Consider the following 25,210-nt stretch of genomic DNA (forward strand, 5'->3'; position numbering starts at 1 on the left):
TATATGACTAAGCAAAATGAGATTGTTGGATGGAATGACTATACTCGTAGTTATGGTGGAAGGGAAATAAGAACTATTAACCCAACTATTCAGAGTGGCTCTACTGTTTTATTTGAGAATTTTGAGGACATGAAGTTAGCTCTTGAGGGTGATTATCCTGGTGTTGACTATGGGACTCATGGTTTATCAACTCAAAAGGCCTTTGAAGAAGCAATCTGTAAGCTTGAAAATGGTTATAAATCTTATGCATTCCCCTCTGGAATAAGTGCAATTACAAATACATTAATGGCATTTACTCAAAGTGGGGATGAGATACTTCTTTGTGACAATGCTTATGGACCAACAGGGAGATTTTGCCATAAAATTCTTGAAAAATACAATGTCAAGACAACTCATATCGAGTCAAGTATTGGATCTGAAATTAGTAAGTATATAAATGAAAATACCAAACTGATATTTTTAGAATCACCTGGATCAAATACCTTTGAGATACAGGATATTGCTGCAATTGTTAAGGTGGCTAAAAAAGCTGGCATTATGATAATAATGGATAGTACTTGGGCCACTCCACTCTTTTTAAAGCCCTTAGATCATGGGATTGATATTGCAATTCAATCTGTAACTAAATATATTTCAGGCTACTCTGATATCTTAATGGGTTGTGCTACTGTAAATGAAAAGTATGCAGATCAATTTGCTGATTATTTTAATACAGTTGAAAACTACACAAACCCTCAAGATTGTTATGTTGCTCTGAGAGGATTAAGATCTCTAAAAGTTAGATTAGAGGCTCATCAAAAATCTGCCTATGAAGTTGCAAGATGGTTAGAAGTGCAAGATATTGTTGATTCTGTGATTCATCCAGGATTAGAGTCTCATCCTCAACACTCTTTATGGAAGAGAGATTTTAGTGGTGCATCTGGGCTATTTTCTTTTACATTTAAGAAAGCATATTCGACGGAACAAATTGGTTTGTTTGTCAATTCACTTGAAATGTTTGCTCTTGGCTTTAGCTGGGGTGGTTATAAGAGTCTATTAACTGCACGAACCTATAAACGAGATGGAAAGTGGGTTCATGATGGTAAGCATCTTATCCGCTTGAGTATTGGTCTCGAGGATTCACAACAATTGATTGCAGATCTAAAACAAGGGTTTAGTGTTCTTGATTAGTTTTTAGGATCTATCTCTTTTATCATTAATAACTGTAACTCGTTGCATGTGCCTAGATTGAGGCAGATAGTCACAAACTGCATAATGTTGGGTTATTCTATTGTCCCAAATAGCTATAGAATTATTTTGCCAGTGAAACCTTACTTGAAATTCAGGTTTAGTAATATGTTGGAATAAGAATTGAAGTATAGGATCACTTTTCCCTTGACTATCATTGACAATATTTCGAGTAAATGATTGGTTTACATTTAAGTATTTTAGGCCTGAAATAGGATGTGTCTCAATCACTTTATGAACTGCTGAGCCAACTTTTTTTAAGGCATTATTAACAGATTCAATTCCTCCATCTTTATAATAGTCATTTCTGAAAGTACCCATATCATGAATTGCTTCCAAGCCATCTAGGTGTTCTTTCCATCCATCTGAAAGACTATCATACGCAGCACTCATACTCGCCCAAAGTGTATCGCCACCCACCTTTGGAACATCAACACCATGAAGAATGCTGGCAAATGGTGGGTTATTTTTGAAGGTCAAATCTTTATGCCAATCATCGGTGTCAGGCCTAGTATTTGCATCATTTTTTAGTAAGACAATACTTTGATAATCTTGAACATGCGGATAAACAGGATGACCAGGATCTACTTCACCAAGGCTCTCTGCTAGCTTTAAATGTGTCTCTGGGGATATATCTTGATCTCTAAAAAAGATAACTTGATATTTTATAAGTGCGTTATATATCTTATCAATAGTTTCACTATTTCTATCTTTACTTAGAGATACTCCTGATATCTCTGCTCCAATTGAAGGGGTAATTGCCTCTACTTTAAACATTTTTTAATAATCATAAATTGTTTGAAACATTTTTATTATAAAAAGAAAAACAACGATTAGTTACCTTTCTTCAACCACCATATAAGAATAAATAATTGAAAAAATAATAAAGGTATAGTTGAAATAAGAACAACTTCCCAGCCAAAATTAAATACAAACCAGCCCGCAGAAAGTGCTGCAAGGGCTTGAAGGCCAAAAATTAAAAAATCATTAATGGATTGAACTTGAAATTTTTCATTTTCGTTGTAGGATTTTGGAAGAAGGTTTGTTCCACCAATAAATAAAAAGTTCCAGCCTAAACCAAGAAGAACTAAAGACCACCAGTAGTAGCTCAGTGCATGGCTACTAAATGCAATAAAAATTGAAGTAAAAAATAATACAACACCAAGTAGCATCATTCTAGTGAGTCCTATATATTTGAGTAGAAAGGCGGTAAATAAAGAAGGGAGAAACATTGCAATTACGTGACTCTGCAAAACAACCTTCGTCTGATGAAGTGAGAAACCATCCATGACATGCATACTAACTGGAGTAGCAGTCATAATAAAACTCATAACAACATAACCAGTTGTTGCAGCAGAGACTGCAACTAAAAAAGAGCCTTGTTTGATGATATCAAATAATGATCTTTTGGATTGGCTAGTTTGCTCTTTGAATTTTGCAGCTGGTTTAAAGAAGCTCATTAATATAAATGCAATAACAAATAAAAATGCCAGAATAGTAAATGATCCAACAAAATCAGTCTCAAAGTAATTTTTTCCTAAAGTAGCAATCTCAGTCCCAATGAATGCAGAAATAAGTCCACCAAGAATAACTACAGCAGTTGCTAAAGGCCTTTTTTCAGGGTCAACGCTCTCAATAGCTGCAAATCTAAATTGCATCATTGTTGCAACACTTGCACCAAGACACAAGCTTGAGAAACTAAATAGAAAAAATAACTCGTATATTATTGATAAGATGCTAAGACCTATTATTAAAATAGTATAAATGCATACGCTTAAAAAGACTTTTTTTCGGCCAAATATTGACATTAATTTAATGACTGGAATAACACTAACAGCTGTACCTACAACAATTGTAGCTACAGGTAAAGTTGATAAGCTTTTTATTGGAGAGAGGCCACTACCAATTATGCCTGCGACAAAAACCATAAAGACACTTAGAGACATGAATAGAGATTGACAAGCAGTCAAAATCCATACATTTTTTGGAAGATTAAACATTTGACTAAGTCCTATGAAGTAGAGAGGTTATTTCTTCTTTGGTCGCTTCCATCGAGAAATGGTTGTTTGCTTGTTCCTACTTAAAGTAAGTTTTTCACTTGGAACATCCATGGTGATTGTTGATCCAGCTCCAATAGTTGCATATTTACCTATTTTAATTGGTGCAACTAATTGACTATTTGATCCAATAAAAACACCATCTTCAATAACTGTCTGATGCTTATTGACACCATCATAATTACAAGTTATTACACCAGCACCAATATTGACGTCATTGCCTACTGAACTGTCACCAATATAACTCAAATGTGAAACCTTTGAGTTATTGCCAATAGAGGATTTTTTTACCTCAACAAAATTACCAATTTTTGCATGATTGCCAACATTAGTTCCAGGACGAATGCGAGCAAAAGGTCCAATAGTGCTATGTGTTCCAATTATTGAATCTTCAACAATAGAATTTGACAAGATAATAGTATTATCGGAGATTTTAGCGTTTTTTAAGGTACAATTCGAAGAAATTGTGACATTATTGCCAATTTCATTATCACCTTCAAGGATGACATTGGTATCAATAATACAGTCATTTCCAAAGGTGAAGTTTCCTCGACAATCAAAACGACTGGGATCTTTAATTGTCAGTCCATTAGACATAAAGCCTTTCACTTGACGTAATTGAAAAGCTCTTTCGGCTTCTGCTAAATTATTTTTATCGTTAATACCCATTACTTCAGAAGAATCATCACAAATTAATGAAGTAATATTAACATTATCTTCTACTGCTTTTTCAACAATATCAGTAAGGTATAGTTCACCTTGTGAGTTATTTGGCTTAATTTGGTTTAGGTATTTTTTTAACAAACTTCCTCTTATTGCCATTATGCCAGTATTGATTTCATCAATTTTAAGTTCACTTTCTGAGGCATCTTTGTGTTCAATAATAGATTGAATTAATTGACTTGGTCCACGTATTATTCGACCATAACCTGAAGGATCTTTTTGAATAACTGTCAGAATTGAGAAGTCAGAGTTTTTGGCCTGTTCTATTAATATTTTTAGAGTACTAGTTTTTATAAGTGGCACATCGCCATAAAGAATTACGCAAATGGAGCCATCTTTAATATTAGGTAATGCCTGTTGAACAGCATGTCCTGTTCCAAGTTGATCTTTTTGATATACCCAATTAATAGTATTATTATTTATTACTTTTTGAATAGAATCAGAGTTATGACCAATAACAATATGAATAGAATCAGTTATTGAATCAGATGCATCAATGACGTGCTGAAGCATTACCTTATTACCAACTAAATGAAGAACTTTAGAAACCTTAGAGTTCATGCGCGTGCCTTGCCCAGCAGCTAATATAATGGTATTAATCATTTTGAATAGGTAATTTCTTGGAATTATATTTATCGATTTTCTTAGTATAATGTTACCCTTTAAATACTCATAAGATCAAATGCGTAAAAAATTGTTTGCAGAATTAATTGGCACTTTCATTCTTGTTTTTGCGGGAACAGGGGCAATAATGATTAATGATATTGCAGGTGCTATTGGTCATGTTGGTATTGCTCTTACCTTTGGATTTGTTATTGTTGCTTTGATATATAGCTTTGCACATGTCTCTGGAGCTCATTTTAATCCAGCAGTAACAATTGCTTTTTGGTCAATGGGCGAATTTGAACGGAAAAATGTTTTTCCATATATTTTTGCGCAAATATTAGGAGCGGTTATAGCGAGTTCAAGTCTTTATTTATTATTAAATGAAAATTTTATAAACGTATCTGAAGTGAGTTATCTTGGTGCAACTCTTCCAAGTGGTTCATTAGTTCAAGCTTTTGGTTTTGAGTTAATAATGACTTTTATATTAATGATTGTTATCTGTTCATCTGCAGTTCATGGAAAAGCAACTAAAGATTTTGCTGGTTTAGCAATTGGTTTGACAGTTGGATTAGAGTCAATGTTTGCAGGACCAATAACAGGTGCAAGTATGAACCCTGCTAGGAGTATCGGTCCAGCAATTATAAGTGGTAATCTTGAAAATCTATGGATATATATTATTGCAACTATTTTAGGCTCTGTTTTTGCAGCTTTAATATTCTTGAAAGTTTTCCAATCTGATTGATAGTTTCAATTGAAAAATATTCAATGACTTTTAGGATATGATAATATTAAAAGCCTTCTAAACAGTAAGGATTTTCAAGTGTTATAATTTAAGTTATTGAATAAATTTAAACTTAAGAAATTTTTTTTAAAAAATTTATCTACTTTCAAAAAATAGTAATTATAATGCGCATTTTTTAACATAAATTATTAGAGTTTTTTTGTTTTTTTTGCTATTTTTTAACTACAACTACTAAGGACTAGATTAGAAATATGACTGGAAAAGATAATATCACAAGCCTATTTGGCAAATCACCAATAAGCCCCTTACAGCAACACATGAAGCAAGTTCATTCGTGTATTAAGGAATTTGGTGTTTTTGCAAAAGCTGCAAATGTAATGGACTGGGAAAAGGCTCAATTAGCCCAAACTTCAATCAGTAAGAAAGAGAATAAAGCAGATGCTTTGAAGAAAAAGTTGAGAATGAATTTACCAAGTACATTTATGATGCCTTTTTCTCGTAGAGACCTATTAGATGTTCTATTAATTCAAGATTCAATTGCTAACATTACTAAAGATTTAGCAGGTTTAATGATGTCTCGTCGTATGGTTTTTCCAAAAGAGTTTGCTGATGATTTTATTGAGTTATCAAAGCTTTGCATTAAGACCTCAGAAGCTGCTTTAGTTGCAATAAATGAGCTTGATGAGTTACTAGAAACTGCATTTAGTAGCAGAGAGCGCAAAATTGTTGACAAAATGATTAAAAAAGTAAATGAACTAGAGCATCAAACTGATGTTGCTCAAGAGGTAATTCGCAATAAACTATTTTTGCTTGAATCTTCATTACCCCCAATTGATGTGATGTTTTATTACCGAGCTATTGAGTGGCTTGGTGAAACTGCGGATGCCGCTCAAAAAGTAGGGTCACGTTTTGAAGTAATGTTAACTAAGTAGAGGGCTTAACGTGGAAATCATCTTACAAAACACCGATATTCTTATTATGTTGGCTATTGGCTTTGGCTTATTTATGGCATGGGGTATCGGGGCTAATGATGTAGCAAACGCAATGGGAACCTCAGTTGGATCTGGAGCTATTACTTTTAAACAAGCTGTAATTATTGCTGTTATTTTTGAATTTGCTGGCGCTGTTTTGGCTGGTGGTGAGGTTACTGCAACAGTTCGAAAGGGAATTTTGGATGCTGGTGCTTTCACATCTAACCCAGAGTTACTTGTCTACGGTATGCTTGCATCATTATTAGCAGCTGCAACATGGCTTCTTATAGCTTCATCACTGGGTTGGCCAGTATCCACAACTCATTCAATTGTTGGAGCAATTGTTGGTTTTGGTGCAGTTGGTATAGGGGTAGAGGCTGTTTCATGGGGTAAGGTATACGCAATAATTGCAAGTTGGGTGATTTCACCTTTAATTGCAGGCACAATGGCAATCATTATATTTAAAAGTCTTCAGCGCCTTGTTATAGATACTGAGAATCCTCTCGAAAACGCTAAAAAATATCTTCCTTTTTATGTGTTTTTTGTTGGCTTTGTTCTCTCATTAGTGACATTATTAAAAGGCCTAAAACATGTTGATTCATTAAAGCATCTTGGTAAGGATCTTCCAACAAGTATGTTGATTGCAGTTGGTGTTGGAATATTGGCGTCTATTATTGCAGCAATTATTCTTAGACGTATTAAAACAGATCCTGCAGACGATAGTGATTTCTCATATGCTAATATGGAAAAATTATTTGGTGGGTTGATGGTTATCACCGCTTGTTCAATGGCCTTTGCACATGGTTCTAATGACGTTGCAAATGCTATTGGCCCCTTGGCTGCTGTCTATAGTATTGTTGCATCGGGAGGTGAAATTGTTTCCAAAAGCGTACTACCCTCTTGGATTCTTTTAGTTGGTGGTGGAGGAATCGTTTTTGGACTTGCAACCTTTGGCTTTAGAGTAATGAGAACTATAGGTAAAAACATTACAGAGCTAACACCAAGCAGGGGCTTTTCTGCTGAACTTGCTGCCGCAACAACTGTTGTATTTGCCTCTTATACGGGTCTTCCAGTTTCAACAACTCAGGTTCTTGTTGGAGCAGTTTTAGGAGTTGGTATTGCAAGAGGACTTGCCTCACTAAACCTAAGGGTCATTAATAAAATCTTTCTTTCATGGATTATCACTTTGCCAGCTGGAGCATTAATGTCGATTTTATTTTTCTTTGCACTCAAGGGCTTCTTTGGTTCATCTTAATTGTTTTAAATTAAGTAAAATGATTGAATTAACTGGTAATTTATCGGAGGCTTATTGTGACATTAGAAGAGGTGCAAAAAAAACTTGAGTCAGGAATTGAGCAGTCTGAAGTTACTATGGAGGGTGATGGATGTAACTGCTCAGCAGTAATTGTGTCACCATTATTCGAAGGACTATCACTTTTGCAAAGGCAAAGAGCAGTTCTTGCAGTTGTTAAAGAAGAAATCAAAAGTGGTGAGCTTCATGCATTGAGTGTCAAAACATTTACCCCTGAAGAGAGATAGTATATAATTCGATTCCTTTAAATCTTTAAGATTATAGTTATGCAAAAAGATATTCATCCAGCTTATGAAAACATTAAAGTAGTTTGTAGTTGCGGTAACACCTTTGAAACTCGTTCAACTTCTGGTAAAGAAGAGCTTCATCTTGATGTATGTTCAAGTTGCCATCCTTTTTACACAGGTAAACAAAAAATTATGGACACAGCGGGTCGTGTTGAGAAGTTTAAGTCTCGTTATGGTGCGTACAAGCGATAAATAATAACTTATTTGCTCTTAAAGCCACAACTGTGGCTTTTTTTGTGTCAGAAGTAAACATAAAAAAGACCTTTAAGAATGACTATAATCAATCTTTTATAGAGAAAATATAATGGCATTTGACTACATTAATGCGCTTCTAAAAAAAGAAGTGTCAAGAACTCCAATTTGGGTAATGCGACAAGCTGGTCGTTACTTGCCAGAGTATCGTGCTACAAGAAAAAGAGCGGGGGATTTTTTAACGTTATGCAAGTCTAGTGATCTAGCTTGTGAGGTTACCCTTCAGCCCCTTGAGCGATTTGACTTAGATGCGGCAATTCTATTTTCAGATATATTAACTATTCCAGATGCTATGGGTCTTGGTCTTCATTTTGTTGAAGGAGAAGGACCTAAATTTTCTAAACCGCTTAACACGCTCAGTGATATTGATCATTTATATAAGCCAGATGTTGGAAGTGAGCTCGCATATGTAAGTGATGCAGTCTCAGTAATAAAGTCAAATCTTAACGGAAAAGTCCCACTTATTGGCTTTACAGGAAGTCCTTGGACTCTTGCAACTTATATGGTTGAAGGTGGAACAAGTAAAGCATTTTCAAAGGTCAAGGGTCTTCTGTATGAAAATCCAAAGCATATGCATAAACTTCTAGATGTTCTAGCTGACACGATTATCGATTACTTGAATTCACAAATTGAGGCAGGAGCAGATTCATTAATGATTTTTGATACTTGGGGTGGCCTTTTAAATAAGAATAGTTATGAAAACTTCTCGCTTAGATATATGTCAAAAATTGTTGATGGAATTCATAGGACCTATGAGGGAAAAAGAATTCCAGTAACTCTTTTTACTAAAGGTGGTGCGGCATGGCTTGAACAAATTGCAGCTACTGGCTGTGATGGTGTTGGTTTAGACTGGACAATTGAAATTGGTGATGCTCAAAGAAGAATTGGTTCAAAGGTATCTCTTCAGGGTAATCTTGATCCTTCAGTTCTATATGCTTCACCTGAGGTTATTATCTCTGAGGCTCATAAAGTACTAGATCAATTTAAAGGAAAAACCGGACATGTATTTAATCTTGGCCATGGTATTACTCCTGATGTTAATCCAGATAGTATGAAAGTATTAGTCGATGCAGTTCACTCTTATACAAAATAAAACTAAATCACTTAAAAAGACTTTAGGCTTCACTATGTTAAAATTTAGTTAAAACAATTTAATTTATATATATGTCAAGAATTTTTAATATTTTTAAAAAACTCAATGCTGATGATAGAACAGCTTTTATTCCCTTTATTACTGCTGGTGATGGTGGTCTAGATAATTGTGAAGCGCTAGTTTTCACATTAGCAGAAAGTGGAGCAGATATCATTGAACTTGGGATGCCTTTCTCTGATCCTATGGCTGATGGACCTGTAATTGCAAAATCTCATGAAAGAGCAGTAGCTGATGGCATTAATTTAAATGATGTTTTTGCTCTTGTTGATAGATTTAGAGAACATAATCAATCTACTGGCATTGTTCTAATGGGTTATACAAACCCAATTGAAGTTTATGGCTATAAGGACTTTGCAATTAGGGCAGATGAAGCTGGTGTTGATGGAATTTTAGTTGTTGATATGCCTCCAGAAGAAGCTATGGATCTTAAAAAAGAACTTGATAATTTTGAGATTGATTTAATCTTTTTAGTAGCACCAACAACAACAGATGAGCGCTTGGAACAGATTTCAAAATTAGCAAGTGGCTATATTTACTATGTTTCCCTAAAGGGCGTTACAGGTGCAGCAAATCTAAATGTTGATTCAGTTAATTACCATCTTGAAAGAATGAGAAATTATATCCATCTTCCAGTTGGTGTTGGTTTTGGTATAAAAAATGCAGAAATTGCAAAGCAAATTGGTCAAAATGCAGATGCAGTAATTGTTGGAAGTGCCCTTGTTTCAATTGTAGAAGAATTATCTAGTGATAAAGATAAGTTAGTGACGAAGGTTGGAAATTTAGCAAAAGAGATCTCAAATGCGATTACTTGATTAGGGAATAGTATGAGTTGGTTGGAGAAAATATTACCATCGATTGGTAAAAATGCTAAAAAAAATATCCCTGAAGGTCTTTGGAGTAAGTGTCCTGAATGCAGTCGGGTCCTTTATCAAGAGGAGCTTGAGCGTTTAAGTTATGTGTGTCCCAAATGTAGTCATCATTTAAGAATTTCAGCAAGAAAGCGCCTTGAGATTTTTCTTGATAGCGATAATCAGTTAGAAATTGCCGCTAATATTAAGTCTGTAGATCCACTTAAATTTAAGGATCAAAAAAAATATAAAGATCGTTATAGTGATGCTCAAAAAAGAACGAAAGAGAATGATGCATTGCTTGCTAAATCAGGTTTATTAAATGGAATGCCAATAGTTGCTGCAGCTTTTGATTTTAATTTCATGGGCGGCTCTATGGGTTCAGCAGTTGGAGAAAAATTTGTTCGTGCTACAGATGCTGCTATTGAAAATAAACAGCCCTTTGTGTGCTTTTCAGCAAGTGGGGGAGCAAGAATGCAAGAAGGCCTTTTTTCGCTGATGCAAATGTCTAAAACATCACTTGCAGTTAAACTATTAGCCGATAAGAAAATTCCATTTATTTCTGTTTTAACAGATCCTACTATGGGCGGTGTTTCAGCAAGTCTGGCAATGTTAGGTGATGTACAAATTGCAGAACCTAATGCAAGAATTGGTTTTGCAGGTGCTAGAGTTGTTGAGCAAACTGTTCGAGAAGAGTTACCAGAAGGATTTCAAAGAAGTGAGTTTTTACTCGAGAAGGGAGCAATTGATATGATTGTTCATCGATCAGAATTGCGACAAAAAGTATTCCAGATACTTTCTGCGCTTAATCATAAAAATTAAATCATATATAAATATATGAAAAAAATGAATCAATTTTGAAAGTATTTTTGGCCAATCCAAGAGGTTTCTGTGCAGGCGTTGATCGTGCAATTGAGATAGTTGAAAGGGCTCTTGATAAACATGGCGCACCTATCTATGTTCGGCATGAAGTTGTGCATAATAAATTCGTTGTTGCAAACCTTAAAAAAAAGGGAGCAATTTTCATAGATGAAATTGACCAAGTTCCTGAGGGAAGTGTTGTAATTTTTAGTGCTCATGGAGTGTCACAAATGGTAAGAAAAGATGCTGTATCAATTTCTGCTACCATTTATGATGCAACTTGCCCCTTAGTAACAAAAGTTCATAAAGAAGTTATTCGTCGCCAAAAACAAAATCATCAAGTTATCCTTATCGGCCATGCTGGGCATCCAGAAGTTGAAGGAACATTAGGCCAGTCAAGTGACCCTAAAAAAATCACTCTGGTAGAATCAATTGATGACATCAATGGTTTAAATTTTTCAGCAGATATGGATATTTCCTACACAACGCAAACAACATTATCAGTTGATGATACCAAGCAAATAGTTAGTAGTTTAAAGAGTAAGTTTCCTCAAATTCAGGCTCCTAAAAAGAGTGATATTTGTTATGCAACACAAAATCGTCAAGATTCTGTTAAAGCCATGATAAAGAGTTCAGAAATGCTTCTTGTTATTGGTTCAAAGAATTCTTCTAACTCTAATCGCTTAAAAGAAATAGCAGAAAATGCAAATAAGCCAGCATATCTAATTGATGGCACAAGTGATATTGATCCAAGTTGGTTGGATGGAATTAATTCAATTGGCGTAACAGCTGGGGCATCTGCACCAGAAGTTTTGGTGCAAGAAGTAGTAAGTTTTCTTATAGAAAATGGCGCAGATGAAGTGGTTGAAGTTAGTGGTGCTGAAGAGTTTGTTAATTTTCCAGTTCCAGCGACTTTGAGAGTTTAAATTAGAGTAATTTTTTAGATAAAGGTGTTATGAAAAAATATAATATTTATGGGATAGGTGCAGCTATTGTAGATACTGAGGTAATAGTATCTGATTCATTTTTAAATCAAAATAAAATTGATAAGGAGTTAATGACTCTTGTTGATGAAGAGCGTCAGCGTTATTTAATTAATGCGTTAACCTCACAGCGTATTCCAGTTAAAAGAAGCTGCGGAGGCTCAGCTTGTAATTCGGTTGTAGCTGCAAGTAGATTTGGTTCTAAAGCTTTCTTTTCTGGGACGGTTGCTAATGATGATGAAGGTAAATTCTTTGTTAAAGATTTAAAAAGAGCTGGAGTAGATTTTCATCAAGAAGAGCCATCAAATAGCATCACTGGAAAGTGTCTAGTGATGGTTAGCCCAGATGCTGAACGCACGATGAATACTTATCTAGGTGCTAGTCTCGAACTATCATATCGTGAGATTGATGAGGAGTCATTAGCAAATTCTAATTGGTTATATATTGAAGGTTATGTAGTTACAGATGAGCAAAGAACATCTGTTGCATTTAGTGCCATGGACTTTGCAAAGCAAAGTGGTACTAAAACTTCTATTAGTCTATCTGATCCATTTATTGTTGAGGTTTTTGCAGACAATATAAAAAAAATTATTGGTGAAAGTGGTGTTGATCTTTTATTCTGTAATGGTGATGAGGCAAGAAGCTTTACAGGAACTCATACTGTTGAGGCAGCTGCTGAATCTCTTAAAAAATATGCAAAGACATTTGCTATTACAAGGGGGCCTGGAGGATCATTAGTATATGATGGTAATAAGTTCATTCATACACCAGGTGTTATGTCGAATGCAATAGATACCAATGGAGCTGGGGATATGTTTGCTGGTGCTTTTTTATATGCACTAGAGCAAGGAAAAGATTTTTCATGGGCTGCAAAGTTTGCAAATGCTTCTTCAGCTCGAGTTGTAAGCCAATTTGGCCCAAGAATTAAGGTTATTGAGTATATAAGTCTTAAGCAGCAATTTAATATACACGACTGAGACTTTCTAAGATTTATAATTTAATCTAGTCTTTTCTGGCCTATAATTGTGACTTTACTGGTCCTATAGTTGTTTAAATCTAAAGCTAATTGTAGGTATTATTAACATTTTTAAATTTTGGAGTACTAGATGAACAAAGCAGTAAGTAGATTATTCCAACTCAGAAAAGCATTAGATGAATGTGAAAAAGATTTTGGATTGACTGAGTATTCTGAAGTTGAAAGAGCGGTATTCTCGTATATAACTTCAAATACTAATGTAACTATTACTTCAATCAAGAATGATCCATATTTTTCAAAGTATTCATTATCAACTATTAAAAGGGCAGTGCTTTTTTTAACTACCAATAATATAGTTACAGCAGTTCAGTCTTCTGTTGATAAAAGAGAAATGATCTTAAGATTTGAAAATTAATTTATAAATTGTAATAGTGGATTAGGCCTCTGACCACTGTAAAAAGCATGAGCAATCGCATTCAAAACCTTAGAGCTGCGATTAATAAATTACAAGAAAGGTTTGTATCCTCCCTTTAGAGGTTGCCGATGTCGTTAGGTAGCTTATACCAGTGATATAAAAACTATATAACAAAGGGGGTATTTTTGTTAATGGAAAGTTTAAATCAACAAAAGCTATTTAGTTTTTTTTCAGATAATATTATGGCTTTTCTTGTTGTAGTATTTATCACCTTTATAAATGGCCAGTCCTATCCATTTGTTGGAAATCTTGTATGGCTTCCTATTGGTGCAGTTTCCCTATGTTATCTTTTATTTGGCTTTAGGATTTTTGTAGCAGTTTTTTTAGCTATTACCGCTTCATCTATTTGGTTTCATGACTCAACATTTGATGGTATTAATATTCTTCATTTAGTGGGAACATTTGCACCACTTTTGGCTATTGCCAGCATGAAGTTTTTCAAATTATCAAATTTTTTTGATGGTGGAAAGGTTGTTTTTCAGCACTTACTTTTTTTAGCAATTCTTACCGCTTTATATAATACATTGATGAAATTTTTTGTGTATTCATACCTTTCATCACTGGGTGAAGGCTCCCAATCAATTAACGCTATGCAATTCATTAAAAATTATCTAATTGGAGATGTTCTTGGCTGCTTGAGTGTTCTATTGTTTGCAGCCCTTGTAATAGTTCCTGGTATTCGATATTTTGCCCCTTCTCATGTCCCTCCCAAATAGCGGCTTTATAAAATATCTTTAATTTGACCTTCTAAAGAAAATCCCTTAAACAATACTTCCTAGTAATTTGCTTATTTTTTCTATACGGGAATAATCTGCATCCATTGTGTCCTTATATATAAGAGTATTTTGATTTTTTAATTGAAATATTTGAGAATTCGTTTGAATTAAATTAATAATCTTAGAGGCATCAACTGTATTTTTTTCTTTTAAAGTGATTTCTGATTTATCATCATAGATGTTAATTTTGTCAATTCCAATTTCTTTTGAGTAAAGCTTTAATGAGGTAGACTCAAATAGATTTTTGGTAGAGTCAGGAAGTAAACCGAAACGATCAATCATTTCAATCTTTAATTCTTTTAACTCATCATCATCACTCGCACTAGCAATCCTTTTATAAAGTATCAGTCGCTCATGAACATCAGTTAAATAAGTTTCAGGAATAATGCAGGCAATTCCTGTATTTATTTCAACCTCTTCAACTAATGCATCTTTAATATCAAATTTTTCATTATTCTTAATTGCTTGAATTGTTCTTTTTAATAAATCATGATATAAATTAAATCCAATTTCAGATATTTTTCCACTTTGATTTTCACCTAATAAATCACCAGCACCGCGGATCTCTAAGTCATGGTTGGCAAGCATAAATCCTGCTCCAAGCTCTTCTAGAGAAGCTAGAGCATCAAGTCGTTTTTTTGCATCTAAAGTTATTGATTGATGAGATTTAATTACAAGATACGCATACGCTTTATGATGCGAGCGACCAACTCTTCCCCGAAGTTGATGAAGCTGAGCAAGCCCAAAATTTTGTGCATTATTAATAATAATTGTATTAGCACTAGGTATATCTATACCAGTTTCAATAATAGTTGTGCAAACAAGAAGCTGGAAGCGTTGATGATAAAAATCAGCCATAATTTGTTCAAGTTCTTTAGTGGGCATTTGTCCATGAGCAACTCTTACATTAATATTTGGCATTAGACTGCTCAAAGATTCAGCCATATTATCAATAGTATCTATATCATTATGAACAACAAATATTTGTCCACCTCTATGAAGTTCCCTAGAGCAAGCCTCTTTTATTGATTCATCATTCCACTCATCTACAAATGTTTGAATGGCTGTTCTTTTTGCCGGCGGTGAGGCGATAATTGATAGTTCTTTAAGTGCTCCTAGTGCCATATTTAATGATCTAGGTATTGGTGTTGCAGTCATGGTAAGTATGTCACTCTGCCCTCGAATCTTTTTTAGTGATTCTTTTTGTTTAACACCAAAACGATGTTCTTCATCAATAATTATTAATCCTAAATTTTTATACTCAATAGTTCCTTGTATCAACTTATGAGTGCCAATAATAATATCAATTTTTCCTTCCTTAAGCTCTGATTTAATTTGAATTTGTTCCTTGGTATTTTGAAATCTTGAAAGAGATTTAATCATTATTGGGAACTTTGAGAAGCGATCATTAAAAGTTTGGCGGTGTTGACTTGCTAATAAAGTTGTTGGCACAAGGATTGCAACTTGCTTACCAGCTTCAACAGCTAAGAATGCAGCTCGCATTGCTATTTCAGTCTTTCCAAAGCCCACATCTCCACATACTAAACGATCCATTGGTTTATCAGATTGCATATCTAGAAGAACGTCATCCATCGTTTTAAGTTGGTCTGGAGTCTCTTCAAACGCAAAACTTGAAACAAAAGAGCTATAAGAGTCACTAGGTGCTGGATAAGCAAACCCCTTTTGAGACTGTCGCTTAGCATAAATCTCTAGAAGTTCTGCTGCAACATCATAGAGAGCTTCAGATGCTTTTCTTTTTGCTTTTGTCCACTGTTGACTTCCCAGCTTATGAAGAGGCGCATTATCAGAGCTTGCCCCTGAATATCTAGAAATTAGATTAAGTGAAGCTACTGGAACCATAAGTATTGAGCCATTAGCATATTCTAATGATAAAAAATCTTGTTGATTATCATCAAAGGTTTTACTTTTAAGACCTAAATAACGACCAACACCATAATGCTCATGAACAATTGGATCACCTAATTGAATTTCAACAAGGCTTTTAATTGCCTCATCAAAATCTTTATGTTTTGCTCGTCTTCTTCTTTTTTGATTAACAGCATCTTGGCCAAAGAGGTTATTTTCGGTAATAATTGCAATTTGATTACATAATATCCCTTCATTTAAACTAGCATTAGTTATGCATAGCTTATTATTTTGCTTTATGAAATCCATCCAGCTTAAACAATCTAATGCTTTCAAATTGTAACTCGATAAAAGATCATTAAGAACACTTTGGCGACCTTCAGACTCACAAACAATTAAGACTTTACCATCAAAATTTTCAATAAAATCAATTAGTTTATTTAAAGGTTTTTTAGTTTGAGCTTCTATTTTTAAGGGAGGAAGTATAGAAGAAGAAAAATTTAATGCAGCTTTTTGTTCTAATTTTGAAGTTTGTATTTGAACTTGTTTTTTATCTTTAAGTTCTTTAAAAAATTGTTCCTGATTTAAGAATACTTTATTAATTTCTAAAGGAAGTCTTTCTAGAGAATTTTGACAATGTTTAAAGCGTTCTAATAATTCATTACTCTGGATTTTCATTTCCTCATCAAGGCCCTTACGATAAGCAATAATTGGCTTATTATTAAAAAAGTCAAAAAGTGAGCTTGTTTGCTCAAAAAATAATGGTAAATAAAATTCGATTCCACCAGGAAAACGACCTTCATTTACTTCGTCATAAATGAAGCCATTAGTATTTCCAAATTCAGATAAATAATTACTCTTAAAAGTTGAAATACTTTCATGATCTGATGCAAATTCACGAGCAGGAAGTAGATAAATAGAATTTATTACTTCAATTGATCTTTGTGAGTTGGCATCAAAGGTTCTGATTGAGTCAATTTCATTATCAAATAAGTCAATACGGTAGGGTAATTTGGTCCCCATAGGATATAGATCTATTAATGCCCCTTTAATACTAAATTCACCTTGCTCCATAACAGTAGCTACTCTTCGATAACCTATCTTACTAAGCTTTGAAATAAAAGTCTCTATTTCAAGAGTTTGCCCTTTGATTAAGCTAAGACTATATTTATCAATGTAGTCAGTGGGACATAATCTTTGAGACATTGTCTCAAGGGTAGTTATTACTATTCCAGATTTGAGTAAAGATAAGCGCGCAAGAGTTTTGAGTCTTGATGAAACTATATCTGGATGTGGTGAAAAGTGATCAAATGCAAGGACTTCCCAACTTGAAAATTCTAAGATCTCTAGTGATGAATTAAAAAAGCTTAGCGCTTTTCTAATCTCATCATAATGAGTAATATCTTTAGCAATGTAAATAACAACTTGATTGTTTGATTCAGCAAATTCTATAAGTGCTAATGCTTCAGATGAGCCAAATAGTGCTCCCCAGTTGTCGGTTAGACCAGCAGCAAAAGGCCTAAAGTTGTTAGGATAAATAATGCTCATAAGAACTTCTCACTTTTGTTTAAAAACGCATCAAATCAACAAATCTCATTATGAGAAGCGCGTGCAAATTTCTCCATTTTTTATATTAGGTAGAGTTGAATCATTATACTTAGTAAGAACTTTGGTGCGAAGTATATGACTTCTTTAAATGTCAATAAGGAGATTATTCAAATTGTTAATTTAATAATTCAACTGATGTTTTGGTCACAGAGCACTGCAACAGAATTTTTAAATAGTCGTATTAAAAGAAATAGAAATTCTATCAGTTTCCTCACTATTCATAAGAACCTTATGTTCCAACCACCCTGGAAATAAAAGAAGCACATTTGGTTCTGGTTTATATTTCCATTGACCTGAATTTGCTGAATTCCATTTTTCTATAATAGATTCTTTCCAGAAATATGTTGTAATGTCCTTATAAGGATGTTGAAAAACAATTGGAGCTTCTCCCTTCAAATAGAATGCTCCCGAAAAGCAAGCACCTGGATGATCATGGAAATCATTTGAACCCCCCTTAGGATTTATATTAATCCAAATATTTGATAATTTTTGTTTTAGTGTTTTTTTTAATTGCATTTGATTGTGAAATGCATTTGCATTTTCTTCTATTTTATTTTTAAGCTTAACAAATTCTGTGTGAGTCTCATTAAGAATATTGTCACTATGCCACCCTCCCATATTAGTTAATTTAACTCCTGCTTGGTTTTTTTGTTTCATTTCATAACAGAACTCAATTAAAGAATCAATATTTAATTCCAAGTCACTTATTTGTATTGGTGATACAAATTTATATAAATATTCTTTATTTTTCTTCATAAGATATGAACATTTTCCTTAGCAAGCATTTGGATTAGTTGGATTATTGGGAGACCAATAAGACTATTAGGATCATTGCCTTCCATTTTATTAAATAATGCAACTCCTAGGCCTTCTGACTTAAAACTTCCCGCACAGTTAAGAACATTTTCACTCTCTAAATAGGACAAAATTTGATCATCATTTAGAGGCTTAAGTGTAACCCTAAAAAGTTCAACATGTGATTGTATTTTTAAGGTTTCAGTATTCATTAATACAATACCTGTCAGAAACCTAACAGTTCTACCCGAGCATTGTTTCAGTTGCAAAAAGGCATTTTCTTGAGTAAGTGGTTTGTTAAATATCTTATCAGTTTCATTATTTCCAGAATCTAAAGTAGCAACCTGATCAGATGCAATGATTAGACCAGAATGAGTTTCTGAAGCTTTTAGAGCTTTTTCCTCGGATAAGCGAGTGACCAGATTATAAGGGGACTCTGATGTATTTCGGCTTTCATCTATATCTGGAGATGTGGTAACAAATGGCATACCAAGCTTCATTAAAATGTCTCTTCTAAAAGGCGATGATGAGGCTAGAATTAGTAACACTATAAGTTTAAAAATTGTAAAATAATCTAATATTTTACTTTATTAAAACAAAACTTTATGCGCTTATCAATAGTCGTTGCAATGGATGACAATCGCTTGATTGGTAAAGATAATAAATTGCCATGGCATCTTCCAGCTGATTTAGCTTATTTTAAGAAAATTACAATTGGAAAGTCCATCCTGATGGGTCGAAAAACATATGACTCTATTGGAAGGCCATTACCTAATCGTCGAAATATTGTAATTACAAGAAATACTAACATTGTAATTCCTGGATGTGAGATAGTCTCTAATATTGAGCAAGCTCTTTCAATTACAAAGGATGAGCCTGAAGTAATGGTTATTGGAGGAGCAAGCTTGTGTGAACAATTATTACCAGATGTATCAAGACTCTATATTACAAAAATTGAGGGATCATTCGATGGCGATGTGTATTTTCCTAATTATGATAAATCTGAGTGGCATGAAGTAAGCTGCGAAACACATCAGGCAGACTCTCTTAATACTTATGAACATCACTTTATTGTTTTAGAGCGCTCTCAATGAAAAAGTTGATTTTATTGAGTTTAATAATATTTTATGTATCTGGTTGCGTTTTTACTAAGGTAGTAACTGCTCCTATGAGAGTTACAGGAGCAGTTTTCTCAGTGATACCAGTTGTAGGTAATGGTGTGGATGAATTTATAGGAGCTAGCGCTGATCTGATAGATGCAATACCAATCTAACTGGCTTGTAAAAGTAATTTATTTTTAGCAGCCAAAACCTCCTTTAGTGCTTTAGGCATTATCTTAACAAAGTGAAGTATTTCTTGATCCCAATTATTTAATATTTGTTCAGCAATCAAAGAGTTAGTTAATTTAAAGTGTTTTTCAATTAATGAAGATAACTCATCACTTGATTCTTTATCTAGTGAATCAAAATCTATTGTGGTTGAATTTGACCTACCTTTAAGAGTTAATTTAGGATTATATACATAAGCGATTCCACCACTCATTCCAGCACCAAAGTTACGACCTACTTCGCCTAAGATTACTGCCCTACCACCTGTCATATATTCACAACCATGGTCACCAATTCCTTCAACTACGGCAATCAATCCAGAATTTCTAACACAGAAGCGTTCTGAAACTTGACCAGAAAGATACATTTCACCTCCAGTAGCCCCATATCCACAGACATTACCGGCAATAATTTCATTGTGTGCAAGGTAGGTAGAATTTTTTGGAGGATAAATAACAATTCGACCACCAGATAAGCCTTTTCCAACATAGTCATTAGCATCGCCTTCAATGGATAAAGAAATACCATTTGCAAGAAATGCACCAAAGGATTGACCTGCAGAGCCTTTGAAATCAATATTTATTGAGCCATCCTTTAAGTTATTACCTTTTCTAGTTTTGACAATATGTGATGATAGCATTGCTCCAACTGCACGATCAGTATTAGAAATATGAGATTCAAATTTAACTTTGCCATTTCCTTCAATAGCATTTTTTGACTTGGCAATTAGATCATGATCAAGCTGCTCATTGAGTTGATGATCTTGTTTTATTGATTGATAAGTTCCAGCATCTCTATATTGATTATCAGCAGGAGTTAATATCTTGCTAAGATCAATTGAGTCTTGTTTCCAATGGTTTATTGCTTTATTCATTTCAAGCATATCAACACGGCCAACCATATCAGTAAGTTTTTTAAATCCAAGTTCAGCCATAATAATTCGTAAATCCTCTGCCACCATAAACAAGTAATTAACAACATGTTCAGGTTTACCAGTGAATTTTTTACGAAGAACTTTGTCTTGTGTCGCAATTCCAACTGGGCAAGTATTTAGATGACATTTACGCATCATGATGCAACCTAGTGTTATCAATGGGGCGGTAGAAAATCCAAACTCTTCAGCCCCTAGTAATGCAGCAATAGCAACATCTCTTCCAGTTTTAAGTTGACCATCTGTCTGAATAACTACTCTTGATCGAAGATCATTCATCACTAATGTTTGATGGGTTTCTGCAACACCAAGCTCCCAAGGTAGGCCTGCATGTTTAATAGAAGTTAATGGTGATGCTCCAGTTCCTCCATCATGCCCAGCAATAACTATATGATCTGATTTTGCTTTAGTAACTCCAGCAGCCACAGTACCGACACCAACTTCAGAAACTAGCTTGACACTTATTCGAGCCTCAGGATTAGATCTTTTAAGATCAAAGATAAGTTGTGATAAATCTTCTATAGAATAAATATCATGATGAGGTGGTGGACTAATTAAACCAACACCTGCTGTTGAACAACGTATCTTAGCAATAAAATCATCTACTTTTCCGCCAGGTAATTCTCCACCCTCACCAGGTTTAGCACCCTGTGAAACTTTAATTTGAAGTTCATCAGCATTATTAAGGTAATCAATAGTAACACCAAATCTGCCAGAGGCAACTTGCTTTATAGAGCTACGGCGAGAGTCACCATTTTTGTCAGGAGTCCAGCGATTTGGATCTTCTCCACCCTCTCCAGTATTCGATTTACCACCGATTCGATTCATAGCAATAGCGAGTGATTCATGAGATTCTGGAGATATTGAACCAAGACTCATTGCACCAGTAACAAATCTTTTGACAATTTCTTTTGCTGGCTCAACTTTATCAATATTAATTGGAGTGACTGATTTAAATGCCATTAATCCTCTAAGAGTACAATTTCTAGTTCCTTCGTCATTAGATTTTTGAGCAAATTCCCAGTATGCATTTTGATCATTACTTCTAGCAGCCTGTTGTAAGCTTGTTATTGTTTCAGGCTCCCACATATGTTTTTCACCACCACTACGCCAAGCATAATGCCCAAGATTATTAAGCGAATTTGATAGAAAAGCTTTTTTGTGTTGAGCTTCAGATTCTTTTTGAATTACATCAAAACCAACACCACTAATTCGACTGGCTGTTTCAAAGAAACACTTATTCATTACCTCTGCAGAGAGTCCAACGGCCTCAAAAATTTGTGCACCTTTATAAGATGCCAGAGTAGAAATACCCATTTTTGCCATGACTTTAAGCATACCTTTAGCAATAGCTTTTCGATATGATGTAACAATAGCTTGATCATCCTCAAGATCAAGTAGCTTATCTCTTCTTGCTTGCCATAAAGCTTCAAAAGCAAGATATGGGTTTACTGCATCTGCCCCAAAGCCAGATAAAAGACAGAAATGATGAACCTCTCTTGCTTCTCCAGTCTCTACAATTATTCCTACTTGAGTTCGCTTATGAATAGCTACTAAGTGTCGATGAACTGCTGAGGACGCTAGTAGGGCACTTATGGCATTGCGATTTGCACTAATTTTGCGATCCGAGAGAATTACTAAGCTATGACCATCATTAATTGCTTGAGTGCTTTGCTGGCATATAGAGTCAAGCATTAAGTCTAGACTATGCCCTTCATTGATATCATAAGTGATATCAATTGTTTTACTAGTCCATCCTCGATGATTGCATTGAATTAGTGAGGACATCTCTTCATTTGTCAAAATAGGATGATCAATTATTAATCGATTAGCATTTTCAGCTTTATTAGTTAATAAATTTCCCTCTGGACCAATTGAACAGCTCAGTGACATAACAACCTCTTCACGAATTGAATCGATTGCTGGATTAGTAACCTGAGCAAAAAGCTGTTTGAAGTAGTCATAGATTATTCTTGACTGATCTGAGAGACAGGCTAATGCAGAGTCATTTCCCATTGAACCAACAGGATCTCTCAATTCAGTTACAAGTGGCAAAAGCATAAACTTTAAAGTTTCAGTACTGTAGCCAAAAGCTTGTAAACGGTTGACAAGAGTTTCTGGAAAAAACCCATGGGTATCATCATATTTTTTTAAATCAGAAAGAAGTATTTGTTGTTCCTTTAACCATATTTCATATGGATTCTTTGAGGCGAAGTCCTCTTTAATCTCATCATCATCAACCAACTCTCCTTTGTCGAAGTCAATGAGAAACATTTTCCCTGGCCTTAGTCGACCTTTCGTTTTGACGTTATTAGTTTCGACATCAACAACTCCAACTTCTGACGCCATAATAACTCGATCATCATGAGTAATATAATAACGAGAAGGCCTAAGACCATTCCTATCAAGAACGGCTCCAATGTATCGACCATCAGTAAATGCAATCGAGGCTGGACCATCCCAAGGCTCCATTACGTTTGAAAAATACTCATAGAAAGCCTTTTTACTTTTGCTCATTTCTTTGTCATTTTGCCAAGCCTCAGGAACCATCATTAATACAGCTTCTTGAAGAGACCTTCCATTCATAAGAAGAAATTCCAGAACATTATCAAAGCTTCCAGAGTCAGAAACTTCAGTTTCTATAACTGGTAAAGTTTTATTTAAGTTATCACCAAAAACATCACTTTCCAGAACGCCTTCGCGAGCCCTCATCCAGTTAAAATTTCCTTGACGAGTATTAATTTCACCATTATGAGCCATAAAACGGCAAGGTTGTGCACGGTCCCAGGATGGGAAAGTATTTGTTGAGAAGCGAGAGTGCACCATTGCTAAATAAGTAATAAATTTCTTATTATTAAGGTCTGTATAAAATTCCAGCAATTGAGATCCCATTAGCATACCTTTATAAATAATTACTCTAGTAGATAAACTACAAATATAAAATAAGAGCGCTTGAGTAAGAGATTCATCCGTTCGGATAACTTTAGAAACATGTTTTCGAATAATATAAAGACTGGTTTCAAAAGAATCTGAATCTAGACCTTTTGAGTTTCCAATTATGACCTGTTTAATTACTGGTTGCGAATCTCTAGCAGTATCTCCAACATCAGCCTTGAGAGCATCAAAGGGTACATCACGCCAGCCAATTAAAGTTTGACCTTCTTCTTTAATGGTTTTTTCAATAATTGAAATACAGTGAGTCCTTTCAACATCATCTTGAGGTAAAAATACATTACCTACACCATAATTTCCTTTTTCAATTTTGATACCAAATAGTGATTTGATCTCATCATAAAAAAACTCATGGGGGATATCGGTTAATATCCCAGCACCATCGCCAGTATTTGCTTCACAGCCACAGGCTCCACGATGATCCATTCGCGAAAGCATTTCAAGTGCATCCTGGGTTATCTTATGAGAGGATTTTTTTTTAATATTAGCAATAAATCCCACACCACAATTTTCCTTTTCATTGTTAGGGTGATAGAGTCCATGAGGCTTCGGCAAGTGTAATTGCTTATTTTTCATAAAAAACTGAAATTAAATAAAGAATGAAACTTATATATATAGTCTACATTATATCAGTTTTTTATTGAATACCAAGTTTACCCATAAGTATTGTCATAATAGGGATTCTAAGGTAGAATTGTTTCATTTTTGTTCACTATATGTTAGCTATCATTTCCCCTTCGAAAACCCAAGATTTTTCATCTTGTGATATTGAATCTCATACCCAGACGCGACAACTAAATGACTCAAATGAGTTAGTTGGGATTTTAAAAAATAAATCTCAAGAGCAAATTTCTAAACTAATGTCAGTAAGTGAAAAGTTATCAAAACTAAATTTTGAACGTTTTCAAAAATTTAAAACACCATTTACATTAGATAATGCAAAGCAAGCATTATTGGCTTTTAAGGGTGATGTATATAGTGGTATTGATGCACCGTCGCTCTCAAATAAAGATCTTGATTTTGCCCAAGAAAATGTTCGCATGCTCTCAGGGCTCTACGGAGTTCTCAGGCCTCTTGACTTAATTCAACCCTACCGCTTAGAAATGGGAACAAAGCTTAATAATCATAAGGGTAAAAATCTTTATGAATATTGGGGATCTGAGATTAGTGAAGTTCTAAATGAAGATGAGTCTGAACTTATAGTAAATCTTGCTTCTAATGAATACTCTAAAGCTATTGATAAGAAAACTTTAAAAGCAGATATTTTAGACGTCGTTTTCAAAGACAAAAAGGCTGATACTTACAAAGTTATAGGCATCTATGCAAAACGAGCTAGGGGGTTAATGGTTAATTATATTATTCGTAACCGTTTGACAAATGCGGAATCTCTTAAAAACTTTTCAGATGAAGGCTATCGTTTCGATGAGAAGCTTTCAAGTGAATCAGTCTGGGTTTATCTCCGAGACTAGCGCTTTTATAAT

At 34.4% G+C, this 25,210-nt stretch carries 23 protein-coding genes; 16 read left to right on the forward strand and 7 right to left on the reverse strand.

Going from position 1 to position 25,210, the window contains the following annotated elements; genetic code table 11:
- Positions 1-3: 3 nt before the first annotated feature.
- Positions 4-1,170 carry a cystathionine beta-lyase gene (gene metC, locus CRN91_RS02190; RefSeq protein ID WP_114114823.1) on the forward strand — a complete coding sequence of 389 codons (1,167 nt, stop codon included), beginning with the start codon at positions 4-6 and terminating at the stop codon, positions 1,168-1,170.
- Between the two features lie 3 nt (positions 1,171-1,173).
- Here metC and CRN91_RS02195 read toward each other — a convergent pair whose 3' ends face one another.
- The 3 genes from CRN91_RS02195 to glmU are packed head-to-tail and all read right to left on the reverse strand — an operon-like array spanning position 1,174 to position 4,610.
- Positions 1,174-2,004 (reverse strand): TauD/TfdA dioxygenase family protein, encoded by an 831-nt coding sequence (locus CRN91_RS02195; RefSeq protein WP_114114824.1) that lies wholly within the window; start codon positions 2,002-2,004, stop codon positions 1,174-1,176.
- Between the two features lie 56 nt (positions 2,005-2,060).
- A complete protein-coding gene (locus CRN91_RS02200) occupies positions 2,061-3,227 on the reverse strand; it encodes an MFS transporter (protein ID WP_114114825.1) in 1,167 nt (388 codons plus the stop codon).
- 27 nt (positions 3,228-3,254) lie between these two features.
- Positions 3,255-4,610, reverse strand: a complete 1,356-nt coding sequence (glmU, locus tag CRN91_RS02205; RefSeq protein WP_114114826.1) for a bifunctional UDP-N-acetylglucosamine diphosphorylase/glucosamine-1-phosphate N-acetyltransferase GlmU — start codon at positions 4,608-4,610, stop codon at positions 3,255-3,257.
- Positions 4,611-4,689: 79 nt separating this feature from the next.
- Between glmU and CRN91_RS02210 the strand changes: the two genes are divergently transcribed.
- The 12 genes from CRN91_RS02210 to CRN91_RS02265 all read left to right on the forward strand — a co-directional run bounded on the left by CRN91_RS02210 (position 4,690) and on the right by CRN91_RS02265 (position 14,189).
- Complete coding sequence (locus tag CRN91_RS02210) at positions 4,690-5,355, forward strand: MIP/aquaporin family protein (RefSeq protein WP_114114827.1); 666 nt, start codon at positions 4,690-4,692, stop codon at positions 5,353-5,355.
- 251 nt (positions 5,356-5,606) lie between these two features.
- Positions 5,607-6,287, forward strand: a complete 681-nt coding sequence (locus CRN91_RS02215; RefSeq protein WP_114114828.1) for a TIGR00153 family protein — start codon at positions 5,607-5,609, stop codon at positions 6,285-6,287.
- Between the two features lie 10 nt (positions 6,288-6,297).
- Positions 6,298-7,581, forward strand: a complete 1,284-nt coding sequence (locus tag CRN91_RS02220; protein ID WP_114114829.1) for an inorganic phosphate transporter — start codon at positions 6,298-6,300, stop codon at positions 7,579-7,581.
- Positions 7,582-7,637: 56 nt separating this feature from the next.
- Positions 7,638-7,865: a BolA family protein gene (locus CRN91_RS02225; protein WP_114114830.1), complete on the forward strand. Its 228-nt coding sequence runs from the start codon at positions 7,638-7,640 to the stop codon at positions 7,863-7,865.
- A 39-nt stretch (positions 7,866-7,904) separates the two neighbouring features.
- Entirely contained in the window at positions 7,905-8,117 is a 213-nt protein-coding gene (gene rpmE / locus CRN91_RS02230; RefSeq protein WP_114114831.1) for a 50S ribosomal protein L31, read from the forward strand.
- 112 nt (positions 8,118-8,229) lie between these two features.
- Positions 8,230-9,270 (forward strand): uroporphyrinogen decarboxylase, encoded by a 1,041-nt coding sequence (hemE, locus tag CRN91_RS02235; protein ID WP_114114832.1) that lies wholly within the window; start codon positions 8,230-8,232, stop codon positions 9,268-9,270.
- 71 nt (positions 9,271-9,341) lie between these two features.
- On the forward strand, positions 9,342-10,142 hold the full coding sequence (gene trpA, locus CRN91_RS02240; RefSeq protein WP_114114833.1) for a tryptophan synthase subunit alpha: 801 nt from the start codon (positions 9,342-9,344) through the stop codon (positions 10,140-10,142).
- 12 nt (positions 10,143-10,154) lie between these two features.
- Positions 10,155-11,000, forward strand: a complete 846-nt coding sequence (gene accD / locus CRN91_RS02245; RefSeq protein ID WP_114114834.1) for an acetyl-CoA carboxylase, carboxyltransferase subunit beta — start codon at positions 10,155-10,157, stop codon at positions 10,998-11,000.
- A 35-nt stretch (positions 11,001-11,035) separates the two neighbouring features.
- A complete protein-coding gene (gene ispH, locus CRN91_RS02250; protein ID WP_114114835.1) occupies positions 11,036-11,965 on the forward strand; it encodes a 4-hydroxy-3-methylbut-2-enyl diphosphate reductase in 930 nt (309 codons plus the stop codon).
- 29 nt (positions 11,966-11,994) lie between these two features.
- A complete protein-coding gene (locus CRN91_RS02255; RefSeq protein ID WP_114114836.1) occupies positions 11,995-12,999 on the forward strand; it encodes an adenosine kinase in 1,005 nt (334 codons plus the stop codon).
- Between the two features lie 129 nt (positions 13,000-13,128).
- Positions 13,129-13,413 (forward strand): hypothetical protein, encoded by a 285-nt coding sequence (locus CRN91_RS02260; RefSeq protein ID WP_114114837.1) that lies wholly within the window; start codon positions 13,129-13,131, stop codon positions 13,411-13,413.
- Between the two features lie 191 nt (positions 13,414-13,604).
- Positions 13,605-14,189 (forward strand): hypothetical protein, encoded by a 585-nt coding sequence (locus tag CRN91_RS02265; protein WP_114114838.1) that lies wholly within the window; start codon positions 13,605-13,607, stop codon positions 14,187-14,189.
- Positions 14,190-14,234: 45 nt separating this feature from the next.
- Here the strand turns inward: CRN91_RS02265 and mfd are convergent, their stop codons facing one another.
- The 3 genes from mfd to CRN91_RS02280 form a co-directional block, all read right to left on the reverse strand.
- Positions 14,235-17,663 (reverse strand): transcription-repair coupling factor, encoded by a 3,429-nt coding sequence (gene mfd / locus CRN91_RS02270; RefSeq protein ID WP_114114839.1) that lies wholly within the window; start codon positions 17,661-17,663, stop codon positions 14,235-14,237.
- Positions 17,664-17,891: 228 nt separating this feature from the next.
- Positions 17,892-18,479, reverse strand: coding sequence for a TIGR02466 family protein (locus CRN91_RS02275; protein ID WP_114114840.1), 588 nt, complete (start codon positions 18,477-18,479; stop codon positions 17,892-17,894).
- On the reverse strand, positions 18,476-19,066 hold the full coding sequence (locus CRN91_RS02280) for a Maf family protein (protein WP_114114841.1): 591 nt from the start codon (positions 19,064-19,066) through the stop codon (positions 18,476-18,478). The genes CRN91_RS02275 and CRN91_RS02280 overlap by 4 nt, the downstream gene beginning before the upstream one ends.
- Before the next feature lie 57 nt (positions 19,067-19,123).
- Here CRN91_RS02280 and folA point away from each other — a divergent pair, with 57 nt between their 5' ends.
- Positions 19,124-19,612 (forward strand): type 3 dihydrofolate reductase, encoded by a 489-nt coding sequence (gene folA, locus CRN91_RS02285; protein ID WP_114114842.1) that lies wholly within the window; start codon positions 19,124-19,126, stop codon positions 19,610-19,612.
- Positions 19,609-19,791 (forward strand): DUF6726 family protein, encoded by a 183-nt coding sequence (locus CRN91_RS02290; RefSeq protein WP_114114843.1) that lies wholly within the window; start codon positions 19,609-19,611, stop codon positions 19,789-19,791. Before folA ends, CRN91_RS02290 begins: the two co-directional genes overlap by 4 nt.
- Here the strand turns inward: CRN91_RS02290 and gltB are convergent.
- Positions 19,788-24,305 carry a glutamate synthase large subunit gene (gene gltB / locus CRN91_RS02295; protein WP_114114844.1) on the reverse strand — a complete coding sequence of 1,506 codons (4,518 nt, stop codon included), beginning with the start codon at positions 24,303-24,305 and terminating at the stop codon, positions 19,788-19,790. The genes CRN91_RS02290 and gltB overlap by 4 nt on opposite strands.
- Positions 24,306-24,445: 140 nt before the next feature.
- On the opposite strand from gltB, the gene yaaA reads away from it, so the two are divergent.
- Complete coding sequence (gene yaaA / locus CRN91_RS02300; protein WP_114114845.1) at positions 24,446-25,198, forward strand: peroxide stress protein YaaA; 753 nt, start codon at positions 24,446-24,448, stop codon at positions 25,196-25,198.
- Positions 25,199-25,210: the final 12 nt, after the last annotated feature.

Origin of the sequence: Candidatus Thioglobus sp. NP1 (assembly GCF_003326015.1) — a bacterium.
Taxonomy (GTDB): Bacteria; Pseudomonadota; Gammaproteobacteria; order PS1; family Pseudothioglobaceae; genus Pseudothioglobus; species Pseudothioglobus singularis_A.